The sequence below is a fragment of the Candidatus Rhodobacter oscarellae genome, from assembly GCF_001078595.1.
Taxonomy (GTDB): Bacteria; Pseudomonadota; Alphaproteobacteria; order Rhodobacterales; family Rhodobacteraceae; genus Rhodobacter_B; species Rhodobacter_B oscarellae.
Map to the genome: position 1 here is coordinate 82682 of NZ_LFTY01000001.1, position 18539 is coordinate 101220.

At 63.9% G+C, this 18539-nt stretch carries 11 protein-coding genes; 2 read left to right on the top strand and 9 right to left on the bottom strand.

The window, feature by feature from the left end; genetic code table 11:
* Positions 1-5: 5 nt before the first annotated feature.
* The 9 genes from AIOL_RS00375 to AIOL_RS00415 all read right to left on the bottom strand — a co-directional run bounded on the left by AIOL_RS00375 (position 6) and on the right by AIOL_RS00415 (position 14594).
* The gene (locus tag AIOL_RS00375; RefSeq protein ID WP_053101122.1) at positions 6-833 is read right to left on the bottom strand and encodes an alpha/beta hydrolase family esterase; all 828 of its coding nucleotides are present in this window, start codon (positions 831-833) and stop codon (positions 6-8) included.
* An 18-nt stretch (positions 834-851) separates the two neighbouring features.
* Positions 852-1304 carry a rhodanese-like domain-containing protein gene (locus AIOL_RS00380; RefSeq protein ID WP_049641071.1) on the bottom strand — a complete coding sequence of 151 codons (453 nt, stop codon included), beginning with the start codon at positions 1302-1304 and terminating at the stop codon, positions 852-854.
* Positions 1305-1313: 9 nt separating this feature from the next.
* Positions 1314-1826 (bottom strand): YHS domain-containing (seleno)protein, encoded by a 513-nt coding sequence (locus AIOL_RS00385; RefSeq protein ID WP_049641072.1) that lies wholly within the window; start codon positions 1824-1826, stop codon positions 1314-1316.
* 260 nt (positions 1827-2086) lie between these two features.
* Complete coding sequence (locus AIOL_RS00390) at positions 2087-3613, bottom strand: complex I subunit 4 family protein (RefSeq protein ID WP_049641073.1); 1527 nt, start codon at positions 3611-3613, stop codon at positions 2087-2089.
* Positions 3614-3631: 18 nt separating this feature from the next.
* Complete coding sequence (locus AIOL_RS00395) at positions 3632-5227, bottom strand: complex I subunit 4 family protein (protein ID WP_049641074.1); 1596 nt, start codon at positions 5225-5227, stop codon at positions 3632-3634.
* On the bottom strand, positions 5227-7470 hold the full coding sequence (locus AIOL_RS23870; protein ID WP_053101125.1) for an NADH-quinone oxidoreductase subunit L: 2244 nt from the start codon (positions 7468-7470) through the stop codon (positions 5227-5229). Before AIOL_RS23870 ends, AIOL_RS00395 begins: the two co-directional genes overlap by 1 nt.
* Positions 7471-7484: 14 nt before the next feature.
* The gene (locus tag AIOL_RS00405; protein WP_152912292.1) at positions 7485-11240 is read right to left on the bottom strand and encodes a DUF2309 domain-containing protein; all 3756 of its coding nucleotides are present in this window, start codon (positions 11238-11240) and stop codon (positions 7485-7487) included.
* Between the two features lie 5 nt (positions 11241-11245).
* Complete coding sequence (locus AIOL_RS00410) at positions 11246-12706, bottom strand: complex I subunit 4 family protein (RefSeq protein ID WP_049641076.1); 1461 nt, start codon at positions 12704-12706, stop codon at positions 11246-11248.
* Positions 12707-12851: 145 nt separating this feature from the next.
* A complete protein-coding gene (locus AIOL_RS00415) occupies positions 12852-14594 on the bottom strand; it encodes a SulP family inorganic anion transporter (protein ID WP_049641077.1) in 1743 nt (580 codons plus the stop codon).
* A 324-nt stretch (positions 14595-14918) separates the two neighbouring features.
* On the opposite strand from AIOL_RS00415, the gene AIOL_RS00420 reads away from it, so the two are divergent.
* Positions 14919-15650 (top strand): response regulator transcription factor, encoded by a 732-nt coding sequence (locus AIOL_RS00420; RefSeq protein ID WP_049641078.1) that lies wholly within the window; start codon positions 14919-14921, stop codon positions 15648-15650.
* 21 nt (positions 15651-15671) lie between these two features.
* Complete coding sequence (locus AIOL_RS00425) at positions 15672-18461, top strand: PAS-domain containing protein (RefSeq protein ID WP_049641079.1); 2790 nt, start codon at positions 15672-15674, stop codon at positions 18459-18461.
* Positions 18462-18539 lie beyond the last annotated feature (78 nt).

Below are 18539 nucleotides of genomic sequence, written 5' to 3' on the forward strand. Positions count from 1 at the left end.
CCTGCCTAAAGCGCCTCGAACCAGTCCAGCACCATGCTGGCCCAGCCCCTCGGCACGGAATGCCCGCCCGGATGCAGCGCAAGCTCCAGCGCCGAGCCCTCGGAGCAGCGATCCCAGATCCGGCGCCAGAATCGCCCGTGTGTGACAAAGCGGTCCGCCTTGCCGAAGACGCAGCCATTGGTCTGCCGCCAGATGTCCATGGCATGAAAGATGTCGCCCTGAGCACGGGCTTCCGGGTCATTGATCGGCAGGCGGTTTACCGCCCTGCCCTCTAGCGGCACCGTCCCGTCCGACCAGCCATGGGTGTGCAGCATGCGCACCGGCCCGGCGCAGCCCGTCGGGTGCGGGCGCCAAAAGTTGCCGCCCAAGGGCGCAAAGGCCGCAAAGCTCTCGGGCGCAAGGCAGGCGGTGTAGGCGGTCATCGAGCCGCCGATAGAGAAGCCCACCAGCAGCACCTTTGAGGGATCGACCGACATGCGTTGAACCACGTCGTCGCGCACCGCTTGCAGGAACGCGACATCGGCGCCCTGATCCGCGCTGGGATGAAAGCGCCAGCTGCGCCCGTTGCGCCCCTCGCGCGGGACGCCATCCGGCGCCACGACCGCATAGCCGCGGTCCATGAAGGCGTTCAACATGCCAGAATTGCGCAGCGCCCCGGCGCCGCTGCTGCCCCAGCCATGGATATAGACCACCGCACCCACCGGCGCCTCGGGCGCGGCGTAGTAATAGGCGCGCTCGCCCACCATACAGGGCGTCTCTTTGGAACAGGCATGCCCGCCAGAGGCGGGCAACAAAAGAGCCATCAAGAGGCCAAGCAACGCCCTAAGCGTCATGTTAGAGCATCCAATTCGCTATTCATATTGCACGACTGGCAGGCCGCCCTTTAACCAGCCGGGACCGGCGGAGGAACCAAGCATTCCCTCGGGGATGTCGACAATCGGGCCAACCTGGGCCTGCTCCAAGAGCCGCGTCATCCGGGCCGAGCGCACGCCGCGGGCGCATATCACGGCGACGGGCTGCGTTTCTGAGGTGCGTGCGGCCTTCACCCTCGCAATGAATTCGTTGTCCCGCATGTCTATGGGCACGGCATGCGCGCCCAGGCCGGTCTTTTTCCACTCATCCGGGCGGCGGATATCCACCAGCAGGATCTCGCCCGCGGCGGCGGCGGCCAGCGCCTCGGCCGGCGTCATGACCTCGGCGGTCTCGGCACGGGCGCGTGAGACCTGCACGCCGGTATAGGCCCCCACGCCAAGGATCGCGGCACCACCAAGGGCCAGAAAACTTCGGCGTGAGAGCATGTTCATGCGACCATTCTAGTTGGTCGGCGCACTGGAGGTAAACTGCGGAATGGTGCGCGACGAGGCGCCCGAACCCTCAATGCCCGGCCAGTTATTGCCCGCCAGCGAGATGTTGCCCGGGATGTCCTCCTCCCAGAAGCCCACTACGTTCTTGGTGATGTTCAGATAAAGCTGGCCGTCCACGATGCGCCACAGGTTGGGGTTCGCGGGCACCTTGCCGCCCTTGGCGACGCCATAGGCGCAATGCCCGTCGAAGGCAGGCACATACTTGGCCGGATCGGCAACAAAGGCGTCGCGATTGGCGGCGCTCGAGAACGCCCAGGTCGCGCCGTTGTATTCGGCGGTGATGGTGGAATTGCCAGGCACGCCCTTGGGCTGCGAGGAGCCCACCGAGGACTGATCTAGACCGAAATAGGCAACAACATCATACCCAGAGACGGCAAAGCCCGTCTCGTCAACATATTGCTCGCCGGCGAAGGCGAAGGAAGAGCTCGCTGCAAAGACAGCGGATGCGATGAGCCATTTCATGGTAATCTCCTATTGGGTGTGCGTTCGACCTCTCTTAGCGCAGCCGAACGGCCCCGTGCACCACACCTCGCGCGTGTGTGATCAGATGTGTGAGTTCGTGGGCGGCAGGTCGATGCGCGCGGGCATGTTCCACGCAAATGCCAGCATCGCAAAAAATGCTCCGCCATGCTCGGGCGGGCGAGAGGCCCAACTTCGCATAACGGAGCTTGCAAGTTTGTCCGCAGCGCAAAGGGGATAGCGTCGCGGACCGATATTTTCGCTCAGTCCTGCTCGACCACCAAAGCGGTCTGCACCGGCGCGTCCTTGACCTGCAGGGCAGAGGCCATCTGGTCAGTGGTCCCAGACACGGTCGGCACCGCCAGCATGGGCGCCAGGCCAATAACCAGCGCGCAGGCCACGGCGATGCCAGCGCCCCAGCGCTCGTTGCCGTTCAGGTCGCGCACCCGGCGCACGGCCTCGGACTTCGCAGGCCCGAAGAAGGCGCGCTCGTAGAACCACAGGATGTAGCCCGCGCCCAGGATCACGCCCAGCAGCGCCACCGCACCCGCCCAGGCGCCATAGCTGAACACGCCCGAGAGCAAGGCGAACTCGCCCTGGAACCCGCTCGTGCCCGGCATCCCGATCGAGGCCAGCCCGGCCACAAAGAACGCCACCGCCAGCAGCGGAGCGTGCCGCGCGATCCCACCAAGGCCGGTCAGCTCGGTCGTGCCCAGGCGCTGATAGAGCCCGCCCGCCAGCAGCATAAGCACCGTCGAGGCCAGGCCAAAGTTCACCATCGCCATCACCGCGCCCTGCAAACCGGCCGCGTTCAGCGTGAAGATGCCCGCAACGACGAGGCCCACATGGCTGACCGAGGCATAGGCAAGCATCCGGCGCATATTGGTCTGCGCCAAGGCGATCACGCCCGCATAGAGCATCGCCGCGATCCCGATCCAGACCAGCACCGGCTGCCAGGCCAGCGCCACGTCCGGCGCAATCGGCAGCAGCACCTTGATCATCCCGAACGTGCCCATCTTCAGGCCCACCAGGAAGATCGCGATGCCCGCCGGGCCCTCCATGGCCACGGTCGGCAGCCAGGTGTGAAAGGGCGGCAGCGGCGCCTTCACGGCAAAGCCGATGAAGAGTAGCGCAAAGATCATGGTCTGCATCCCGAACGGGATCTCGACCTGCGACAGCTCGACCAGGCTGAACGAGCCATAGTTGGCGCCAAGCGCTGCGATGGCCACCAGAAGCGGCACCGAGCCCATCAGCATATACAGCACGTATTTCATCGCCGCGGCGTTGCGCGCCGGGCCCACGCCCCATAACCGGATCAGGTAGTAGGAGGGGATCAGCATCAGCTCCCAGAAGAGGAAGAACAGCACCATATCCAGCGCGGTATAGACCCCGATGGCCGCCGCCTGCAGCAGCAAGAGGTTGGTCCAGAACCAGCGCGCCGAGCTGGCGGCGACGCCCGCGCCGCTCACCATGGCCAGGCCGATCACCAGGGCCGTCAGCGGCAGGAACAGCACGCTTATGCCGTCCACGCCGAGGTGGAACGAGGCGCCCAAAGCGGGCATCCAGCTTGCCTTTTGCACCAGCTGCGTGGCCGCGGCCGCGCTTGGGTCATAGGCGATCACCGCGATCAGCCCCAGCAAGAGCTGCCCCCCGGCCGCGCCCAGCGCGACCATGCGCTGCTGCGCCGCCGAGCGAACCGCGTAGAGGCCCCCCACCGCCAAGAGCGGCAGCAGGATCATCAGCGTCAGGATCGGGATCCCGATCTGTTCTGTGGCGAATACTTCGGTCATTTCATTGTCTCCCTTCGCCTAGTCTGTGGTTTCGCCGCCGAGCACCTGCGCGCCAGAGGCAAGCAGCGTCTCGTCGCCCGTCGCGTCGTCTGCCTCTTCGGCATGCGCATGGGCCTTGTCGGCGTCATGGGGGTGGAAAGTGGCCGAGATCGCCTCGACGCTGCCGCGCATGGTCGAGATGAACGGCGTGGTGGCCAGGCCGATCCAGAGGACAACCGCCACCAGACCGCCCACGATGAAGCGCTCGCGCCCATCGAGGTCCAGCACCACGCGCTCCTCACCGCTTTCGGTCTTTGCAGGCTCGCCCAGGAACCCGCGCTGATAGAAGCGCAGGAAATAGGCCGCGGCCAGGACCGGGCCGATGCCCACGCAGACCGCCATCAGCCAGTGCTTCTCGAACGCGCCCAGCAGCACCATATGCTCGCCGTTGAAGCCGCTGGTGCCGGGCATGCCGACCGCGGCCAGCGCAATCACCAGGAACCCAAGCGCCAGGTATGGCGCGCGGGCATGGATCCCGCCCATCTGGCTGAGGTCCGGCGTGCCGACCCGGCTGCTGAGGAAGCTCGCGATCAGGAACAGCCCCGCGCCGGTGATGCCCAGGTTCAGCGCCTGCAGCAGGCCGCCCTCGATCCCGGCAACGTTCAGCGAGAACAGCCCCAGCGTGACCACGCCCATGTGGCTGACGCTTGCGAAGGCCATCAGGCGGCGCAGGTTGGTCTGCACCAGCGCGATCAGCGCCCCGTAGACCAGGCTCGCGAACCCGAAGGCTGCCATCAGCCAGTACCACTCCGCCGCGGCCTCAGGCAGCAGCGGGATGACAAAGCGGATCAGGCCGTAGGCGCCCAGCTTGATGCCCACCAGGAACACGCTCATGCCAATCAGCGGCCCGTGCTCTAACACCTTGGGCAGCCAGCTGTGCAGCGGGAACAGGGGCGCCTTGATCGCAAAGCCCAGGCAGAGCACGAAGAAGATCAGCGTCTGCAGGGTCGGGTCAATAGTGCCGTTCGCGATGGCGATCAGGTTAAAGGTCGCCCCCTCTTGCACGCTAGTGGCCATCAGCAAGAAGCCGATGCCCAGCGCCAGCGCCGAGAGCCCCATATAGGTGAGGTAGTTGCGGGCCACGTCATAGCGCCGCTCGCTCGTGCCCCAGCTCTTGATCAGGTAGTAGGCCGGGAAGATTTCCGCGACAAAGAAGATCCAGAACCAGGTCAGGTTGGTCGCCGCGAAGGCCCCCATCAGCGCCGCCTGGCTAAAGAGCAGCGCCGCAAGGTACCCGCGCAGGTTAGAGGTGACCGATTTGGTGGCGTAGACCACCGCGAAGAGGCTCAGCAGAGCCGTTGCGGGCAGGAACATGGCGCTGACCCCGTCCACACCCAGGGTGTAGCCGGGCAGCAAACCATTCTCTGCCAGTTGGATCGCCGCAGAGGCTGGGTCATGCACCCACCACACCATCCCGGCGAGGACCAACTGGAAGGCCGACACGACCAACGCGGTTGCCAGCGCCGAGCTTTCCTTGAGGTATTGGATCACCACCGCCACGATGGCCGGCAGGAACACAAGCAGCGACAGAATTGGAAAGCCAATCTGTGCCGAGGCTGAGATTTCAGGCAACATCACAACATCACTCCCAAGATAATGCCACCGACCACGGCGATCACCGTGACCCCTAGAACGGCCGGGCGCCCAAGCATCTCTTCGATGCGATAGAGCGCGCCGCCCATGCTGCCGCCCGTGCGGGCGACGCCGCCGTGAAGCCGGTCAAAGACTGTCTTCTCGATCCAGCCCGTGATGCGGGTCGCGATCTCGGTCAGGCGACCAAAAAAGCCGGACCCGCGCGGGATCTCATCCGCCGTCACGGCAGACGCAGCGCCACTGGGCTCGGCCCCCAAAGCCTCAAGGCGCGCCAGCAAACCGGCCTCCTCGTCACTCTTCTTGCCAAGCACGTCATCCATGCCCTGCGCGCGCGCCGCCAGAAAACTTGCCTCCCAGGCCGCGTCCACGCCGACCGAGCGCGTCTCTGGGCTTGGCGTGCCGGTCACGGCGTCAATCGCGTCGCGGTCGAACCCTTCCAGCGTTCTGCCAAGCTGCACCGAACGGCCCACCACGAACTTGTGGTAGAAGTCGTCCAGCCAGAAGCGCTTTTGCGCCGCCACATAGAGCCCACGGGTGTTCAGCAGGCTGTCACCCGGCAGCTCGGGGGCGTAGCGCTCGGTATAGATCGAGGCCGCCCAGGCGGTCAGCATCAGCAGGCCAAGCACGGTGATCACGACCCAGCTCATCAGCGTGCCGCTGTCACCCAGCGGGGACACGTTGACCACCGGCGCCAGGAAGTCCTGGAACCAGCTCCCGGGCGTGCCGCCGGGCAGCAGCCCAATCAGCGCGGCGACGATGGCGCCCCCTAGGATGAACAGGACCGGGATCAGGATCGGCGCCGCCGAGCGTGTGGGCTCGTGGGCGTGATCATGGCTGTGGTCATGCGTGTGGCTGTGATCGTGGCTGTGATCGTGGCCGCAAGCCGCGTGATCATGCCCGTGGTCATGCCCATGATCGCCAAAGATCCGCTGCGTGGCCGACACCGCATGGCGCAGCGTCGCGAACAGACCCATCACGAAGATGCCGATCAGCAGGTAGTAGGAGGGCGCAAGACCGCTCTCGTTGCCAAAGGCCGTGATGCCGAACCCGCCGCCGATCAGACCAATCGAGCCGATCAGCACGAACCAGAACATCACCGGCACAGGCGCGGTGGGCGAGCCCGCCGCGGCCTTTGGGTCGGGATTGCTGTGGAAGTAGCCCAAGATCGAGGGCGCCGTCAGGAAGAGGTAGGTCTTCAGAAAGGCATGCGCCACCAGATGGAACACCGCCACCGGGTAAGCCCCCAGACCGCAGGCCACGAACATCAGGCCCAGCTGCGTCACGGTGGACGAGGCCAGGATGCCCTTGATGTCGCTGTTGGTCATGCCGTTCAACGCGCCCATGATCGCGGTGATCGCTCCGATGATGGTCACGGCAGCCAGGGCCACCGGGGCCATGTCGTAAAGCTCGTGGCTGCGCACGATCATATAGACCCCCGCGGTCACCATTGTGGCGGCGTGGATCAGCGCCGACGAGGGCGTCGGGCCCTCCATCGCGCGCGCCAGCCAGGTCCCCAGCGGGAACTGCGCCGACTTACCAATCGCGCCGCAGAGCAGGCAAAGCGCGATCGCCGTGGCCATGGCCGGGCTGATCTCGCCCAGGCGCGAGAACACCTCGGTATACTGCACCGACTGGAAGTTCATGATGATCAGGAAGATCCCCGCAAGGAAACCCGCATCGCCCACGCGGTTCATCACAAACGCCTTGGTGCCCGCCGCCGCTGCCGACTTGCGTTGATAGAAGTGCCCGATCAGCAGGTAGGAACAGAGCCCCACGCTCTCCCAGCCCACAAAGAGCAGGATGAAGTTGTTGCCCAGGACCAGGATAAGCATCGCGAAGACAAACAGCATCACCGCCGCGAAGTAGCGCGAGAAGCTGTCGTCATTATGCATGTAGTTCTTCGAGAACACGCCGATCAGGAAGCTAAAGCCCGAGATCATCAGCGCCATCAGCGCCGAGAGGCTATCGACCATAAAGCCGATATCCACGCTCATCTCGCCCAGGGTGAACCATGTGTAGGCCGTGACCTCACGCGGGCTGGGGTCGATCAGCACCGCGACAAACATGATGGCCGCACCGACCATCGCGATGAAGAGCGCCCCAATGGCGGTGTTTTGCACCTGCCGGTAGTCGAGCGCCTTCTCCCCGCCAAGCAGGTTCAACCCGATGACGGCCGCCGCGCCCAGAGGCAGCAGCAGGGTTATGAACAGGATCAGTTCAAACATTGATCTCTCTCCCTTTACTCAAGCCAAGGCTTGGTGGGTTCGGTGATGCGCGCAGGCGGCAGGAAGCACTGGTACTTGCCCTTGAACCAGTCGTAGCTCTCGGCCACTTCCGGGATCTCTTGCAGGTCGCTGTCGTCCCATTTCTCAAAGCCCACGCCGGGCACAAAGCGCAGCAGGTCCCCGGTCGCCGGGTCATGCACGATCAGGATCACCCATTCGCCGTCCAGAAGCTGCTGGATGCCGGGCTGGCGGCCATAGATCGCGCCTGCGATGTTGGGGTCAGCATCCACGATCAGATGCAGGCGCATGGGCTCATGCACCTCGGTCATCTGACGCGGCAGGCCGGTGCGCAGGTCGCTATGTGCGCCCTCCATCACCCCAATCAGCCCGCTGACGTTATGCGGCACCTTGCTGTCAGAGCCATAAACGCCCGGATCAACCGTCGAGAAGTAGTACTCAAGGTTGATGCCCGCGCCCACCGGACCCACGGCCAGAAGGATGCGCTCTAGCACGGTGCCCTCTGGATCGGTGGTCGGGTCATACGAGATGACGAACGACCGCCGGTCAAAGAACACGCCCTGCGTCAGCGCGCGACGGCCCACAACGGCGCAGGCGTTGGTGGCGTGCCCAAGCTCTGGGCGGATCTGGCTGAAGTCAGAGGCCCGCTCCATCGTGTGATGCAGCGAGGTGTCCAGATCGCTGTCCTTGGGCGCCGATGCGAACCTGCGGCAACGCTCGCGCGCCGCGCGGCGCACCGCCTCGGCCATGTCGCGCTTGACCGCCTCGTAGTTGGGGCGCAGCGCGTCGGGGATGTCGACCTCGTCCGTGAGCGTCACGATCTCGGTCGCCGTATTGTGGAAGCCGCCGACGAACCAGGTATCCTCCGGGATGTGGATACCACGCTCGGCCAGGACCTCGCGCACCTTTGGGTTATTGGCCATCACAGCCACGGCCCGCGAGTTCGGCTCGCCGCCCTTGCCCCCACAAGCGCCGCAGTCATAGGCGTTGATATAGGGGTTGTTCTCGGACGACGACCCGTGCGCGCAGATCACCACGATGGGCGCGAAATCGTCCAGAAGGCCGATATTCTGCAACAAACCCATCACGCGGTCCGCCTGCTCGGTCACCGTGAATCCGAAGTTCACGATACCATCGGGCGCCCTGTTCTCGTCGCGATCCACGGCCAGCCGCGTCTCGACATCCGGCACGAAGGCCTTGCCCATCTGGTCCATCGCGCCGAAATACTTCAGCGGGAAGAACATCCGCCCAAGCAGGGGGATGGACATCAAAAAGCCCGAGACGTCGATCAGGAAGTAGCTCGAGATCGGGTTGCGCTTCATCTCCCAATAGGTGTCGTGGAAGACCTCGGCCCACTTGGCGCGGCGCGTGTGCTTGTCCAGCGGCGCGCCTTCTTCGTGCGAGCGCGCGATCTCGAGGATGCGGTGCTCTGGCGTGACCGGTGCCGGGCAAAGCGGCGTGTGGCCATGCTCGTCGAGCCCGCGATACTCCATCGCAACGCCAAAGAAGCCCGCGGCCCCCAGGGTCTCGTGCCCCGGATCCAGCTCTTCGTAATGGCGGTGGATCGATTCCTCGCGCTCGTCGATGCAAAAGACGATCTGCGATTTAGGCCGGCTTTCCTTGCGGCTCAGCCAGCGCCCGCGGCCCCGGTTCAAGGCCAGCGCATTGCAGATCTCGTCACGATAGTTCTTCTCGAAGGCCAAGAGCCAAGCCGGCCCGTGATCCTTGCCCGCGAACTCGTCCATCGCAGTCAGCAGCCCGTCGCGGTTCTTCTTGGACATCTTGCGGATCTCCGCGGCGGGAACGCCCAGATGCTGCGCCAGACGGTAGAGCCGCCAGCCCTTGTCCGCAGCCGCGCGGGTTTCATTGCCGCGGTGGCGCTCCGCCCAGACCTGGTCGGCGAGGGCCTGCCAGCGCTGCGACAGGTCCCGGCGGCGGCCCGTGGCCTGCACCAAAGCCTGCGCCTGCTGCGTCAGGGCATCGCTGAGATGGCCCGCGTAAAGCTCGCGCCGGACAAAATACTCGTCCAGATGGCTCGAGAAATGCGCCCGCAGCGCCTCCATGCCCGGCTGCAGGTTCCAATTGCTCGTGGCGGCCTTGGTCACCAGAAGGTTCTGATAGAACAACCGCACGGCCAGATACTGCATTAAGTCAATGGGCTGCGCCTGCTGGCGGCCATAACCGCCGTTCTCCTGGCGCCAAAAGATCATCCCGGCCCAGCCGCGCAGATGCGCCAAGGCGCGCCCGCAATAATCCGACCAGGCACTTTGATCGATGCCCAGTTCGACAAGCTGGCTGATCACCGCATCCGTGGCGCTGAGCGGCAGTTGCCCCACCGCGCCGCGCCAATCGGTGACGCCGTCGAAGTCAAAGCTGCGATCGTTGCGCACCAGGTTCCGCCAGCTGTCGAAAAAGCCCGTCGCCCGGCTCGGCATGTGCCAAGAGGCCAGCCCCTCGTCCAAGAAGGCAGAGCACACGCCGATCATGTAGTCATTGACGTGCTTGGTGATCTCCGCATCCGTGATCCGCTCGAGGAAGTCGGCGTGGTTCTCGCCTGCTTCCAAGGCGCTGAGATCCGCGGTCAGCATGTCCTCGGCATAGCGGGTCATCTGCCCGCGCGGGTCGATGCGGCGCAGGTCATCGGGCAGCTTCGCCTCGGCGCCGGTTTTGGCGCCGCGCTGCGTGAGCAGCGTGGTCAGCGCCGCGTAGCCTGCCCGGTCGATGCTGTCCTCACCCAGCCCATGCAGGATGGTCCAGGCAACGCGGGCGCGTTCGACTTCAGCAGGACCGCGCGCTTCTATCTGGTCCAGAGCGTCGATCTCTTCGGTCACGACCTCTTTGATCGCGGCGCGCCTTTTGGGCTCGGTGGGGATCAGCGGACCGCCGAGCTGCGCCATCGTTTGGGCATCCGCATTGACGCGGTCCATCTCGGCCTCGTCAGAGCCTTCGGTCGGCGCCTGCAAATCAAGCTGATCAAGGACAGCGTGGAACAGGTTGCGCGCGGCCCAGGCCTCGGGATGCGCATTGATGAACGCCGCCAGGTCAGAGGGCGTTGCCTCAATGTCGAAGAGATCCCGCAGCGTCGCCTCGACCTCGTCCTCGAGCAGCGCCATGTCCGGCCCGCTTTCCGCCAGTTCGAGGCCCAGCGTCGCGCCCAGCCAGGCCGCGAATTCAACGAGGTTGTTGATCTTGCCCAGCTCGGCTGCGTCCTCGCGTGCCGCCGCCACCAGCGCGGTGCGCGCGGTCTCTGAGATGCCCGCATCCAGGCTGCTCAGCGCGTCGTCGCCAAACAGCTTGTCCTTGAGCTGGTCCGGCGAGAGCCCATCGAACCCATGCACCATGTTGAGGTGATAGATCTCGCCCGCGGTGATCTTGCCGGCGGAGGTCTTGGCGACCTCCTTGTCGAGATCCAGGTCCTTGCGCTGGCTCAGGGCATCCCGGATGTCGCCATCCGTGATCCGGCCCCGTGCGTGGTAGTCGCGATAGGCCGCATTATCCAGATAGCCACGACCGCCCGAGAAGCTCTCGGACTTCTTGATCGCGTCCTCAAAGTGCATGCTCTGGAGCCCCAGAAGCGTGTTGTTGTGCACGAAGGTTACGCTCATCGGCCCCTGCTCCGAGAGCATGTGGGCGATATGGGCGACATGGTGGCTTAGATCCTGACGATCCTTGTCCGATATCACCCGCGGGTCAAACACCCCGGTCGCGCTGCGCACGATCTGCCTTGTGGTGTCTGCTGCGTCCAATGCCATCACGGTCACCTCCCAATCATTGTGACAATCTCGGCGATCGTCGGGCTAACGTAGATAAGGGCCAGCCCTGGGATGATCCCCAGAAGCAGCAAGAGGCCCACCAGCGGCACCGCCGTTGCGGTTTCGCTCGCGTTCAGGTCTCCAATCGCACCGTGGCGCGGATCCGGACGACCGGTGAAGAGCTTGGCGATCACCCGCAGCGAGTAGGCCGCGGTCAGCAGCACGCCCGCGCTGATCAGCAGCACCGCCAGGCCGAAGCCCTCGAAGGCGCCCACGATCACGTGGAACTCGGCCACAAAGCCCGCAAAGCCGGGCAGGCCCATCGCGGCCAGCAGCGTCAGCGAGGTCGCCAGCGCCAGCTTGGGCACCTGACGGCCGATCCCGCTCAGCGCGCGGATGTCGCGCGTGCCGGTGCGCTCGTAGAGCACGCCCACCAGGAAGAAGAGCGCCGCGCTAACAAAGCCATGGGCGACCATCTGCATGACCGCTCCGGTGAAGCCCGCAATGCCCGCGCCCGCCAGGCCGATCAGGACAAAGCCCATATGGCTGACCGAGGAATAGGCCACCATCGCCTTCAGGTCGGTCTGCCGCAGCGCCTGCAATGCGCCATAGATCAGGCTGATCACGCCCAGCGCGAAGAGGATCGGCACGAACCAGGCCAGGCCCTCGGGCAGCATCACGCCCGCACGGAACAGGCCATAGGCGCCCATCTTCAGCATCACCGCCGACAGGAACATCGAGGCCGGAACCGGCGCCTCGACATGCGCCAGAGGCAGCCAGCCATGCATCGGCACGATGGGCATCTTGACGCCCAAACCAATCAGGAAGCCTAGGAAGATCACGATCTGCATCTCGGTCGACAGGCCCGCGCCCGCCTCGGCCAGCACGGCCATCGAGAAGTTGTGATCCGCCACGGTGGCATAAACGGCGACGATGCCCAGCAGCATCGCGACCGAGCCGGTCAGCGTGTAAAGAAAGAAGCTCAGGCTTGCGCTGTCGCGCCGCGCGCCGCCCCAGACACCGATCAGGAAGAACATCGGGATCAGGGTGAATTCCCAGAACATGAAGAACAGGAACCAGTCCATCGCGCAGAAAACGCCGATCACGGCGGTCTCGAGCAGCAGGAACCAGGTAAAGAACCCCTTGGGGCTCTTGATGTCGGCCTTGGTGGCCATCAGGCAGCAGAATGTGATGATCGTGGTCAAGAGGACCATCACCAGCGCGATGCCGTCCACGCCCAGCGCGTAGGTCATGCCCATCTCGGGCACCCAGGCCAGATTCTCGGTGTATTGCATGCCACCGGCGGCCGTATCGAAGCCAAAGGCCAGATACAGCGCGCCCAGCAGGCTGAGGCCCGCCGCGCCAAGTGCCACTCTGCGGATCAATTCCTTCTGCGCGCTTGGCAGCAGCAGGACCGCGGCGGCGCCGATCAGCGGCAAGAGAAGGATGAAACTTAGCAAGCCCATGTGCTTAATTCCCTTCGTCGTTTCGTTTCTCAAGGGCAGTCGGTCGCAGAGCCCGGTCGCAAGGACCGGTGTCAGCAGACTGCTTCATCATGCGGGGAAGAAGAGCGCGGGGCCTTCGAAAGGACCCCGCGCCGCTTCGGTTTGTCTAGGTCGCGACTAGGGTCGCCAGCTTGTGGTCGTTGGTCGGCTTGTGCCGATCCGTGCCGATGACCTCCATCGTGCCACCGGTGCCGCGGGCATACTCTTCCGAGATGTCGCTCAGCTTCTCGCGCACCGTGTGGTCGACCATATTGGCCGCGCTCATGTCGAGCGTGACGGTCTTGCCCTCGGGCAGCTTGTCGAGCGCGGAGCGCACGGTGATCAGCGAGGTGAAGACAACCGGACCCGAGAATTTGACGTTCACGTCGCCGCCATTCTCTTCCACGTCCAGGCCGGTTTTAAAGCTCAGTACACCCATGACCACGTTCACGATCATCAGGCCGATGGCCTCCAGCTTCATCTCAAGGCCGATGAAGAGGTAGAACACCGCCACCGCGAACACCGCATGCACGGCCAGGAACAGTGGGCCGGAGCCAAAGCGGTTGGCGTTGCCAGCGCGCACTGCGTTCAAGGCAATCGACAGCCACATGCCGCAGAACACGCCGAACAGCAGGTCGACAAAGACCACACCCAGCACCGTGGCGATCATGAACACCAGCTCATCTTTGCCGGTCTCGGCGATGTGCTTGAAGATGCTCGGATGCGCCAGCCGGAAGCCGATCACGATCAGCATACCAGCCAGGGCGGCCAGCGGGATCATGTTCAGCACGAAGGGCAGCGCCACCAGGAACAGCAGGATGAACGAGCCATGGAAGATGTTCGACCAGCGGGTGCGCGCGCCGACCATGATGTTGGTCGAGGAACGAACCACCTCGGCGATCATCGGGATGCCGCCGATAAAGGCAGCGCCCGAATTCGCGATCCCCTTGGACCACAGCTCGCGGTTCATATTGTTGCGGCGCTTCCAGGGGTCCTTCTTCTCGATGGCCACGGCGGTCAGCAGGCTCTCAAGCGAGCCAACCATCACGAAGCTGACCACGAAGAGGATCGAAGCAGAGTGCAGGATCATCTCGAAGTTCGGCGTGGTGACAATAGCGCTCACATCGGTCGGCACCTTCACCAGGGCCACGATCGGCTCGGCGGCGCCACCGTTGAAGAACGCGGCAAGCGGGATGGTCACGGCCATGATCGCCAGCGGGGGCGGGATGAACTTTGCCAGCGGACCGGCGATCTTGGGCCAGTACACCATCAGGGCGACCGCGATGGCGCCGATGATAGCGGCCTGCGGGGCCGCGCTTACGACGGCATCCGGGATCGCCAGGAAGCTGTCGAACATCTTCTTTGGCGCCTTCACGCCCAGCGCCACGAAGAGCTGCTTGGTCATGATGATGATGCCGATGCCCGCGATCATGCCCTCCACGACGGAGAACGGGAACACGTTGGTCATCGGGCCCGCGCGCATCGCGCCCAGAAGGATCTGGATCAGACCGGCGACCACACCAACCGCCAGCAGGTACTGGTAGGCCAGGGTCGGATCACCGCCCGAAAGCTCGCGCATGGCCTCAAAACAGCCCAGCACGATCACGATCATACCGGCCGCCGGGCCGTTGATCGTCACGTATGAGCCGCCGAGGAACCCGCCGATAATGCCGCCCACGATGGCGGTGATCAGGCCGGCCACAGCGGGCACGCCCGATGCGGCGGCAATCGCCAGGCTCAGCGGTAGAGCCACAAGAAACAGAATGAAGCCCGCCATAACGTCGAACTTCGCGTTCTGAAAAAGACCGGACACATAGTCCTTGGGCGGATCGCCCATGTCCAGGTCCGTGTTGGTGTCGCTGTTTGCCACTTGGTGACCTCCTCCCAATCATGTACCGCGGAATGGCATTCTGCGGCCTACTCCAGTCGGTAAACGCCCCCCTCCCGGAGCGTCACGCAGACCCAAGCCAGGCATCTGCCCGTGGGTCTCTCTGCACTGTATGCAATCGGGTACATCGGCAGCGTTGAGTTTTGTTGGTGGGGGTTTAGATTTGTTAAGAAAATGTTGGGAAACCATACAAACAATTGACAAATGACCAAACAGGCCAAAAAATATATGCAAAACCATAGGATAGAACGACCGTTTGCGACCATTCTAGTGACCTGAAAGTGCGGCAATTTCCGGGAGGGTGGATTGCAAAAAAAATCTCCGAAAACAATTCTGATCGTCGATGACGAGGCCGAGATACGAAGCACGTTGACCAGCTATCTCACGGGCGAGGGCTTTGAGGTCGAGGCGGCGGCGGACGGGGCGGAGATGGCCGATTGCCTGGCCCAGAACACGGTCGATCTGGTGCTGCTGGACCTGGGATTGCGCAACGAATCCGGGCTAGACCTGCTCAAAAAAATCTCTGCCGAAACGGACATCGCCGTGGTGATCCTTACCGGAAAATCTGATCCGATAGAGCGCGTTGTGGGGCTAGAGCTTGGCGCGGACGACTATATCGTCAAACCCTTCCTGCAGCGCGAGCTGCTGGCGCGGATCAACGCGGTGCTGCGTCGGGCGGCGCCTCGGCCCGCGGACATTCAGCCCCCCGCGCCGTCCAAACCGCGTCAACTGCGCGTCAACAATTGGAACCTGGATATGCAGCTCCGGCTGGTCGAGACCAATGATGGCACGCGAATCGACTTAACGGGCACCGAATTCGAGCTGCTCGCCGTGTTGGCCAACAATGTCGGCGAGGCGATGAGCCGCGACCAATTGAGCATGGCGGCCTTGAACCGCGCCTGGGATCCCAGCGACCGCAGCGTGGACATCCATATCTACAACCTGCGACGCAAACTGGCGCGCACGATCGGCCAGGACGACTCGATCGTGACCGTGCGCAACTACGGCTATACGCTCGCGGCCGAAGTGCACTCTTAGTGCGCGACGGAGCCTGAGGGAATGTTCACCTCGCTACGCGCGCGTTTTGTCGGCTTGCTGGTGCTCGGGCTGACCTTGGCGGTCCTGGCGATCGGCGTTCTTTTCTTTCAGTACCGGGCGCAGATCGCGCATACCGAACAGCTCGGCCAGGCGGCAGCCGTGGCCACAACGCTGGACGAGCTATTCGCGCATGTGATTCACGCCAGCAATACCAGCCGCCGCTATGTGCTTAGCGAGGACCAAACCCAGCTTTCCGCCTATCAGGACGCGGTGGCTGCGGTGCCAGCCGTGCTGGACCGGATCCAAGGGCTCACACAAGAGCAGACCGGGTTCGAAGAGGCGTTCGAAAACCTCACCTCCCGACTGGACCACAAGCTTTCGCATCTGGGCGAGATCCTGGACCTGCACCGGGACGCGAATGTGGCGCAGATGCGCAGCCTCCTGATCGGTGGCGACGGATTGCAGCGCCTAGAGGCCTTTCGCGACGCGGTGGCGGCGTTCCGCAGCATCGGCTACGGGCTGGCCGACACGCAGCTCGAGCAGGTGCGCATCGGCGTGCTGGTGCAGGTCGCCATCGTGGTGCTGATGGTGTTCTGCGGGATCGTCTGGGCCGCGATCCTGGGCAACGAGGCGATCCGAAACATCCTGGTGCCGGTCTCTTCGATGAACGCGCAGATCAAGCGCATCGCCGCCGGTGACTTCCGCGATACGTTGCCCGTTGGGCGGCGCGACGAGATCGGCGGCCTGGCCGAGCAGATCAACATCATGACGGCGCAGCTTCGCACCGCGCGGGACGAACGCGAGCAGGCCCAGGCCGAACTCGCCACCGAACGGCAGAACCTGGTGGACGCGATTGAGGCCATTGACGAAGGCTTTGCCGCTTATGACAGCGAGGGGCGCTTGCTGCAGTGCAACCGCCGCTTCCTTGACTATTACCCAACCCTCAAACCCATCGCCAAGCCCGGCATCACCTACGAGGCGCTGCTGCGCAAAAAGGCAGAAAGCGGGGCCGAGCCCGTGGCCGTGGGCCGCGAAGACGCATTCGTCGCCGAGCGACTGGCGGACATCCTCGTCACCAACACCGTGAGGGAATGCGTGCTGGCCGATGGCCGCGTTTTGCAGCGCTCCTCTTACCGTACCAGCTATGGTGGGCTGGTCGCGGTCTATGTGAACCTCACCGAGATCAAGCGCGCCGAGGAAAGGCTGCGCGAGTTGAACCGCGAGCTGGACGCGCGCGTCCAGAAGCGCACGGTTGACCTCAACACAGCCAATGAGAAGTTGCAGCTTGTGAACGCCGAGCTTGGCGCGATCATCCTTTCCGCCCCGGTGGCGGTGGTGGTGCTTTCACCAGAGCGCCACGTGACCACCTGGAACCCCGCGGCAGTGGACATGACGGGCCTGCAAAAGGCGTCCGTAGAGCCGAGCCTGGCCAACATCGTCGAGCCCAACAAACGCAACCAGATCGACGCCTTCCTGAACCGGGTCTATGCTGGCGAAAGCCCCGCAAGCACCGAGATGCGCCTACGCCACCAGAACGGGCAGACGATCGAGGCCAATCTGTCAGCCTCGGTGCTGACGGACGGCGCCGGCGAGCCCATTGGCGCGATCTTAATCATGGCCGACCTCACCGAGTCCCGGGCGCTTCAGCAGCAGTTCCAGCAGAGCCAGAAAATGGAGGTGGTGGCCAAACTGACCGCAGGGCTGGCGCATGACTTTAACAACCTGCTGGCCATCGTGATCTCTAATATCGAGCTATTGGAAAGCCGCGTCCCCGACGACCAACACACCCAGGAGCTGCTGCGCTCTGCCAAGAAGGCCAGCCTGTCCGGCGTGGCGCTCAACAAAAAGCTCCTGGCGTTCTCGCGTGATCAATCGCCGGAACTGGAAGGGCTGGATCTTGTGCAAGAGCTGACCTTCCTGGAACCGCTCTTGCAGGTCACCCTGGGAGAAGGCGTCAAGCTGGACATCGCGCCCCGCGAAGAGCTGTGGCCGGTGCTGACCGATCGGTCGCTGCTGCAATCGGCGGCGCTGAACCTTGCGGTCAACGCCCGCGACGCGATGTCGGGCGACGGCGTCTTTGACATCTCGGCGCGCAATGTCACACTGGATCGCAGCGCGGGCGGTGTCGACTTGGCGGGGGACTTTGTCAGGGTCTGTTTCTCGGACAGCGGCGCGGGCATGTCGGCGGATGTGATCTCGCGCGCGTTCCAGCCGTTCTTCACGACCAAAGATTTCGGCAAGAGCAGCGGCCTGGGCCTCAGCATGGTTTACGGCTTTGTTAAGCAGACCGGCGGCGACATCCGCATCGAAAGCACGGTTGGGGTCGGCACGCAGATCACCATGTATCTGCCCCGCGCCACAGAGATGACGCGCGCGGATGACGTCCTACTGGAGGGGCTCAACATATCCGCAGGCAACGACGAGCACATCCTGGTGGTCGAGGACAATGCCGAGATGCGGCGCGCGTTGACGTTGCAGTTGGCAGAGCTTGGCTTCCACCCGATCCAGGCCGAAAGCGGCGCCACGGCGCTGGATTTGATCCAGGCTGATGTGCCGGTAGATCTGATGCTAACGGACATCGTGATGCCCGGCGGCATGGATGGGCGCGAGCTGGCCAATCAAGCCAGGCAGATGCGTCCGGACCTGCCCATTGTGTTCATTTCAGGCTATCCGGCGCTCAGCGAAGACGGCATCGAAGTTTCGTGGGAGAGCCTGGGCATCAAGGTCCTTGCCAAACCGGTCAGCCAGATGGCGCTTGGTGCGCGGATCAACGAGAGCCTAAAGACGCAAGCGATAGCGTCCGAGGTCTAACCAGAGCCATCGGCTAAAGGCTGGACGCGCGCAACCTCCTTGTCTTGTGAGCGCACTGCGAAAAGCTGTGTTTCAGGT

Bases quoted from the DNA above. Each gene is read 5' to 3' on its own strand.
- AIOL_RS00375 (WP_053101122.1), bottom strand. From the start codon at position 833: ATGACGCTTAGGGCGTTGCTTGGCCTCTTGATGGCTCTTTTGTTGCCC.
- AIOL_RS00380 (WP_049641071.1), bottom strand. From the start codon at position 1,304: ATGAACATGCTCTCACGCCGAAGTTTTCTGGCCCTTGGTGGTGCCGCG.
- AIOL_RS00385 (WP_049641072.1), bottom strand. From the start codon at position 1,826: ATGAAATGGCTCATCGCATCCGCTGTCTTTGCAGCGAGCTCTTCCTTC.
- AIOL_RS00390 (WP_049641073.1), bottom strand. From the start codon at position 3,613: ATGACCGAAGTATTCGCCACAGAACAGATCGGGATCCCGATCCTGACG.
- AIOL_RS00395 (WP_049641074.1), bottom strand. From the start codon at position 5,227: ATGTTGCCTGAAATCTCAGCCTCGGCACAGATTGGCTTTCCAATTCTG.
- AIOL_RS23870 (WP_053101125.1), bottom strand. From the start codon at position 7,470: ATGTTTGAACTGATCCTGTTCATAACCCTGCTGCTGCCTCTGGGCGCG.
- AIOL_RS00405 (WP_152912292.1), bottom strand. From the start codon at position 11,240: ATGGCATTGGACGCAGCAGACACCACAAGGCAGATCGTGCGCAGCGCG.
- AIOL_RS00410 (WP_049641076.1), bottom strand. From the start codon at position 12,706: ATGGGCTTGCTAAGTTTCATCCTTCTCTTGCCGCTGATCGGCGCCGCC.
- AIOL_RS00425 (WP_049641079.1), top strand. From the start codon at position 15,672: ATGTTCACCTCGCTACGCGCGCGTTTTGTCGGCTTGCTGGTGCTCGGG.